The organism is uncultured Allobosea sp. (assembly GCF_945957345.1).
In the GTDB taxonomy this organism is placed as follows: domain Bacteria; phylum Pseudomonadota; class Alphaproteobacteria; order Rhizobiales; family Beijerinckiaceae; genus Allobosea.
Window position 1 is genome coordinate 1 of record NZ_CAMFKW010000102.1, and the last position, 4,930, is coordinate 4,930.

The 4,930-nt window shown below is 67.2% G+C and carries 6 protein-coding genes; 1 reads left to right on the forward strand and 5 read right to left on the reverse strand.

Features of this window, described 5'->3' with window-relative positions; all coding sequences use genetic code 11:
• A partial coding sequence (locus Q0Q36_RS24895) for an AMP-binding protein (RefSeq protein ID WP_293802553.1) occupies positions 1-979 on the reverse strand: 979 nt, incomplete at its 3' end.
• Between the two features lie 230 nt (positions 980-1,209).
• Between Q0Q36_RS24895 and Q0Q36_RS24900 the strand changes: the two genes are divergently transcribed.
• Positions 1,210-2,343: a DUF2235 domain-containing protein gene (locus tag Q0Q36_RS24900; RefSeq protein ID WP_293802555.1), complete on the forward strand. Its 1,134-nt coding sequence runs from the start codon at positions 1,210-1,212 to the stop codon at positions 2,341-2,343.
• 106 nt (positions 2,344-2,449) lie between these two features.
• Here Q0Q36_RS24900 and Q0Q36_RS24905 read toward each other — a convergent pair whose 3' ends face one another.
• The 4 genes from Q0Q36_RS24905 to Q0Q36_RS24920 all read right to left on the reverse strand — a co-directional run.
• Positions 2,450-2,860, reverse strand: a complete 411-nt coding sequence (locus Q0Q36_RS24905) for an EVE domain-containing protein (RefSeq protein ID WP_293802557.1) — start codon at positions 2,858-2,860, stop codon at positions 2,450-2,452.
• Positions 2,860-3,186 carry a hypothetical protein gene (locus Q0Q36_RS24910; protein WP_293802559.1) on the reverse strand — a complete coding sequence of 109 codons (327 nt, stop codon included), beginning with the start codon at positions 3,184-3,186 and terminating at the stop codon, positions 2,860-2,862. Before Q0Q36_RS24910 ends, Q0Q36_RS24905 begins: the two co-directional genes overlap by 1 nt.
• An 11-nt stretch (positions 3,187-3,197) precedes the next feature.
• Entirely contained in the window at positions 3,198-4,193 is a 996-nt protein-coding gene (locus Q0Q36_RS24915) for an NAD(P)H-dependent glycerol-3-phosphate dehydrogenase (protein ID WP_293802561.1), read from the reverse strand.
• The coding region (locus Q0Q36_RS24920) for a tRNA (adenosine(37)-N6)-threonylcarbamoyltransferase complex transferase subunit TsaD (RefSeq protein ID WP_293802562.1) at positions 4,190-4,930 on the reverse strand (741 nt) is incomplete at its 5' end. The genes Q0Q36_RS24920 and Q0Q36_RS24915, both read right to left, overlap by 4 nt.

The window sequence follows — 4,930 nt, forward strand, 5'->3', positions numbered from 1 at the left end:
TCAGCGTGGTCGCGCCGTTGGCGAGCGGCCCGTAGAGGATGTAGCTGTGGCCGGTGACCCAGCCCACGTCCGCTGTGCACCAGTAGATGTCGCCGTCATGGTAGTCGAAGACGTACTGGTGGGTGATCGAGGCATAGACGAGATAACCGGCGGAGGTGTGGAGCACGCCCTTCGGCTTGCCGGTCGAGCCGGAAGTGTAGAGCAGGAAGAGCGGGTCCTCCGCCTTCATCTCGGTCGGCGGGCAATGGCCGGAGACCTTGGCAGCCTCGTCATGGTACCAGAGATCGCGGCCTTCCTTCATGGTGACGTTGCCGCCGGTGCGCTTGACGACGATGACGGTGCCGATGCCGCCCTTCACCTTGTCGTCGGCGGTATCGACATTCTTCTTGAGCGGCACGGCGCGCCCGCCGCGCAGGCCTTCATCGGCGGTGATCACGATCTTCGAATCGGAATCCTCGATGCGGCTCGCCAGTGAATCCGGCGAGAAGCCGCCGAAGACCACCGAATGGATCGCGCCGATGCGGGCGCAGGCGAGCATCGCGTAGGCCGCCTCCGGGATCATCGGCAGGTAGATGGTGACGCGGTCGCCCTTCTTGACGCCGTTTGCCTTGAGGACGTTCGCGAACTTGCAGACCTCGGTATAGAGCTGGCCGTAGGTGATCTTCTTCGACTCGGAGGGGTCGTCGCCCTCCCAGATGATCGCCGTCTGCTTGGCGCGGGTCGCGAGATGCCGGTCGATGCAGTTATGAGCGACGTTGGTGGTGCCGTCCTCGAACCATTTGATCGAGACCTTGCCCGGCTTGAAGCTGGCGTTCCTGACCTTGGTATAGGGCTTGAACCAGTCGATCCGCTGCCCGTGCTCACCCCAGAACTTGTCCGGGTCCTTGATCGAGGCCGCGTACATCTTCTTGTACTTGGCGTCGGTCGCCCAGGCCTTCTTCGACCAGGAGGTCGGGACGTCGTAGATGATCTCGGACATTCGGGCGTCTCCCCAGACTTGGACCGTCTGTGTTGCGCTGGTCCGCCTCATGGATAGGCGCGGCGGACGTCGCTTCTTCGATTTCGACGCATCATAGGATGCGCGCGCGGCGCGGCAACCCATTGTGCATCGCACTTTCGTGGCAGGGGCAGGCGTTTTGGGCATGGCGCAGCGCCAAAACATCCCCGGTTCGCCTCATCCAATGGTAGGATAGGGCCCTGGGAGGCGTCATGGCGCGCAATATCGGCATCTTCTCGGATGGGACGGGACAGGCCGGCGGCGCCAACCCGATCAACTGGACGAATGTCTATCGCCTGTTCATGGCGACGCGCGAGGCTGATGGCGCCGAGCAAATCTGCTTCTACGATCCCGGCCTCGGCTCCAATCCGGACGAGGGCGAGATTCGCGGACCCTTCCGGCGCGTCAAGGACCTGCTCGCCCAGGCGACCGGCTATGGCATCACCGACAACATCATCGACTGCTATGCGGCGCTGCTCTGCGCGTACAGGCCGGGGGATCGGATCTTCCTGTTCGGTTTCAGCCGCGGCGCCTATACCGTCCGCAGTCTCGGTGGGGTGCTGGCGCTTTGCGGCGTGCCGGGCGGCTTCGCACGGGTGACGCGCTGGGACGGGTTCAGCGATGCGATCAAAACGGACGAGGTGCGGGCGCTCGCTGCGAGCGCGGTCAAGGACGTCTACATGGTCCAGGATGCGGCTGCCCGGGCCGAGGCTGCGGCGGCATTCCGCCAGCGTCACGGCACGCAGCCGGCGCCGCCCTTCTTCGTCGGGGTCTGGGATACGGTCAGGGCGCTCGGGCTCCCGGGCATCGGCAGCCTGCCGGGCCGCCACAAGTTCCATGATGCGACCCTCAACCGGCAGGTCGCCCATGGCCGGCATGCGCTGGCCATCGACGAGAACCGGCAGGTCTTCGCACTCGAGCTCTGGGACGAAAACGGGGCGCCACCCGGGCAGATCAGGCAGGTTTGGTTCGCCGGGGTTCATACCGATATCGGCGGCGGCTACGGCCTGAAAATGGGGCTCTCCGACCTGTCGCTCGGCTGGATGATCGCGGAGGCGCAGGCCATCGCGCATCCGCTCATCGTCGAGCCGGGACTGATCGCGGAGTTGCGGCCGGACGCCCTCGGCCAGCAGCATGACGAGCGCAAGACCTCCTGGCTGCCGTGGAGCGAGGGCACGCGGGAGGATTTCGTGCTGAACGGCTTCCAGCCGCAGCCGGCGCGGATGGCGCCTGCAGTCGAGCCGCGCCTGCAGGCTGCGGCCGTGCCGATCCTCCAGGAGATGCTGCCCTATCGGCCGCGCGCGCTGGCGGATTACCCGCTTTTCGCCGGTTACTATCAGGCTTGAGCGTTCAGAGCATTTCGGCGTTTCTCCGAATCGCGAAAATGCTCTTATTCTTTATTCTATCGCATTTTCTTCACGCGAACCGGTGTCCACTTCGCTCGAAAATGCTTTAGAGCCCGCCCATCTTGCAGACGATGTCCCATTCCTCGTCCGTAACCGGCTGGACCGAGAGGCGGAAGGAGGTGACGAGCGACATCTTGGCGAGCTTCGGCTCGGCCTTGACCGCGGCAAGGGAGACCGGCTTCGGCAGCGGCTTCACCCCTTTGAAGTCGACGAGGACCCAAGGCGGCCCGGCATCTTCCCAGGGATAGGCTTCCCGGATGACCTCGACGATGCCGACGACTTCGAGCCCCTCGTTGGAATGGTAGAAGAAGACCTGGTCGCCCTTCTTCATCGCCATCAGGTTGAGCTTGGCGGTGTGGTTCTTCACCCCATCCCAATGCGTGCCCTTCGCGCCGGCGGCAATCTGCTGGTCCCAGGACCATTTCGACGGTTCGGATTTGATCAGCCAGTGAGCCATCAGGCCTCGTCCTCCTTGAGCGGCACCGGCGGCTGCGAGGCCGCCTCGCCCTGTTCGTTCCAGAACCGCACCATCTCGCGGGTCAGCGCGGCATAATCCCTGGGGTCGAGCTCGACGCGGACCTCGCCCTCGCCGAAAGGCAGGATCAGCACGAAGCGATGCGTGCCCTCCGCACGACGCTTGCGGTGCTGGATCACCGGACCGGCGATGCGGCCGGCCAGCGGCACCGGGCCGCTCTCGGCGACGAGCTCGGAGCCCGTCGTCTTCTTGACCTCGGCGATGCCGCGCGCGACGCGCTTCGTCAGGTCGGACCAGTCTCCCGCCATGCTCTCTTCCCTCACTCCGCCCGGATCGGCCGTGCCAGCAGCATAGCAACGGCGTCGCGCACGCCGACATCGCCGGCGATGATCGCCGCCACGGCCTCGGCGATCGGGGTCTCCACGGCTTTCGTCCGCGCCATCTCGGCAAGGATCGGGGCCGTGAAGGCGCCTTCCGCCAGCTTGCCGCCGGCGGCCTCGGACGGGCTTCGGCCCTGGCCGAGCGACAGTCCGTAAGAGAAATTGCGCGATTGCGGCGAGGCGCAGCTCAGCACGACATCGCCGAGGCCGGAGAGACCCATCAGCGTTTCCGCATCGGCGCCATAAGCTTCACCGAAGCGGCGCAACTCGGCGAAGCCGCGCGCCACCAGAGCGGCGCGGGCGCTTTCGCCAAGCCCGAGCCCGACCGTGATGCCGGCCGCGATGGCGAGCACGTTCTTGGCCGCGCCGCCGATCTCGACGCCGCGAATGTCGGCGGAATGATAGATGCGGAAAGCCGGGGAACTCAGAGCCTCGGCCAGGGCCTGCGCCAGATCGGGATCGCCCGCTGCGAGCGTCACGGCAGTCGGCAGCCCGCGCCCGATATCGGCGGCGAAGCTGGGGCCGGAGAGGATCGCGGCGGTTGCGTCTGGCCAGGCGTCTCCGATGATCTCGGTCGCGAAACGGCCGCTGGCCTGCTCGATGCCCTTGGCAGCGGAGATGACCGGCGCGCGCGGCGGCAGTGCTTCGGCGAGGCTTTGGCAGGCTGACCGAAGAGCCTGTGTCGGCACCGCGACGATCAGGGTGTCACAATCGGCGAGATCCGAGAGGGTGCTGGTCGCACGGATGCTCTCGGGCAGGTCGGTGTCAGGAAGCTTCGGCGCCTGCCGTGTCCGCGCGATTGCCTCGATGGTCGCGGCATCGCGGGCCCAAAGCCGCACCTCGCGCCCGGCGCGGGCCGCGGCGAGCGCCAGGGCCGTTCCGTATGAGCCCGCTCCGACGACGCCGACGCTCCGATAGGCGGCGCGGGGGCTCATGCGGCAGTCGACGGCGCGACCGAGAGCTCGTCCAGCGGCCAGCGTGGGCGCGCGACCGCGCTCATGTCATCGACGAGGCCCAGCCTGAGACGTTCCAGGCCGGCCCAGGCGATCATCGCGCCGTTGTCGCCGCAGAGCGCCAAGGGCGGGGCGACCATCGGCAAGCCGGCCTCGGTGGCCAGGCGGCTGAGCCCGCTGCGGATCGCCTGGTTCGCGGCGACGCCGCCGGCGACGACGAGCGTCGAGGGGCTGATGCCCGCTTCGCGACAGGCGCGCAGGCCCGCGCGGGTGCGGTCGACCATCACGTCGACGACGGCGGCCTGGAAGGAGGCGCAGAGATCGGCGACGTCGTTGTCGGACAACGGCGCGATCCGCTCGGCGACGAGGCGCACGGCGGTCTTGAGGCCGGAGAGCGAGAAATCCGGGCTCGGCCTTCCCTGCAGCGGGCGTGGGAAATCGAAGCGCTCGGGATCGCCCTTCAGCGCCTCGCGCTCCACCGAGGGGCCGCCGGGATAGGGCAGGGCCAACATCTTGGCGATCTTGTCGAAGGCCTCGCCGACGGCGTCGTCGATCGTGCCGCCGAGCTTGAGATAATCGCCGACGCCGCGCACGGCGAGCAACTGGGTATGGCCGCCGGAGACGAGCAGCAGCAGATAGGGGAAGGCGAGATCGTCGGTGAGGCGCGCGGTCAGCGCATGCGCCTCGAGATGGTTGATCGCGATGAAGGGCTTGCCGGT

Coding starts and splice junctions, on each gene's coding strand:
- Q0Q36_RS24900 (WP_293802555.1), top strand. CDS start 1,210: ATGGCGCGCAATATCGGCATCTTCTCGGATGGGACGGGACAGGCCGGC.
- Q0Q36_RS24905 (WP_293802557.1), bottom strand. CDS start 2,860: ATGGCTCACTGGCTGATCAAATCCGAACCGTCGAAATGGTCCTGGGAC.
- Q0Q36_RS24910 (WP_293802559.1), bottom strand. CDS start 3,186: ATGGCGGGAGACTGGTCCGACCTGACGAAGCGCGTCGCGCGCGGCATC.
- Q0Q36_RS24915 (WP_293802561.1), bottom strand. CDS start 4,193: ATGAGCCCCCGCGCCGCCTATCGGAGCGTCGGCGTCGTCGGAGCGGGC.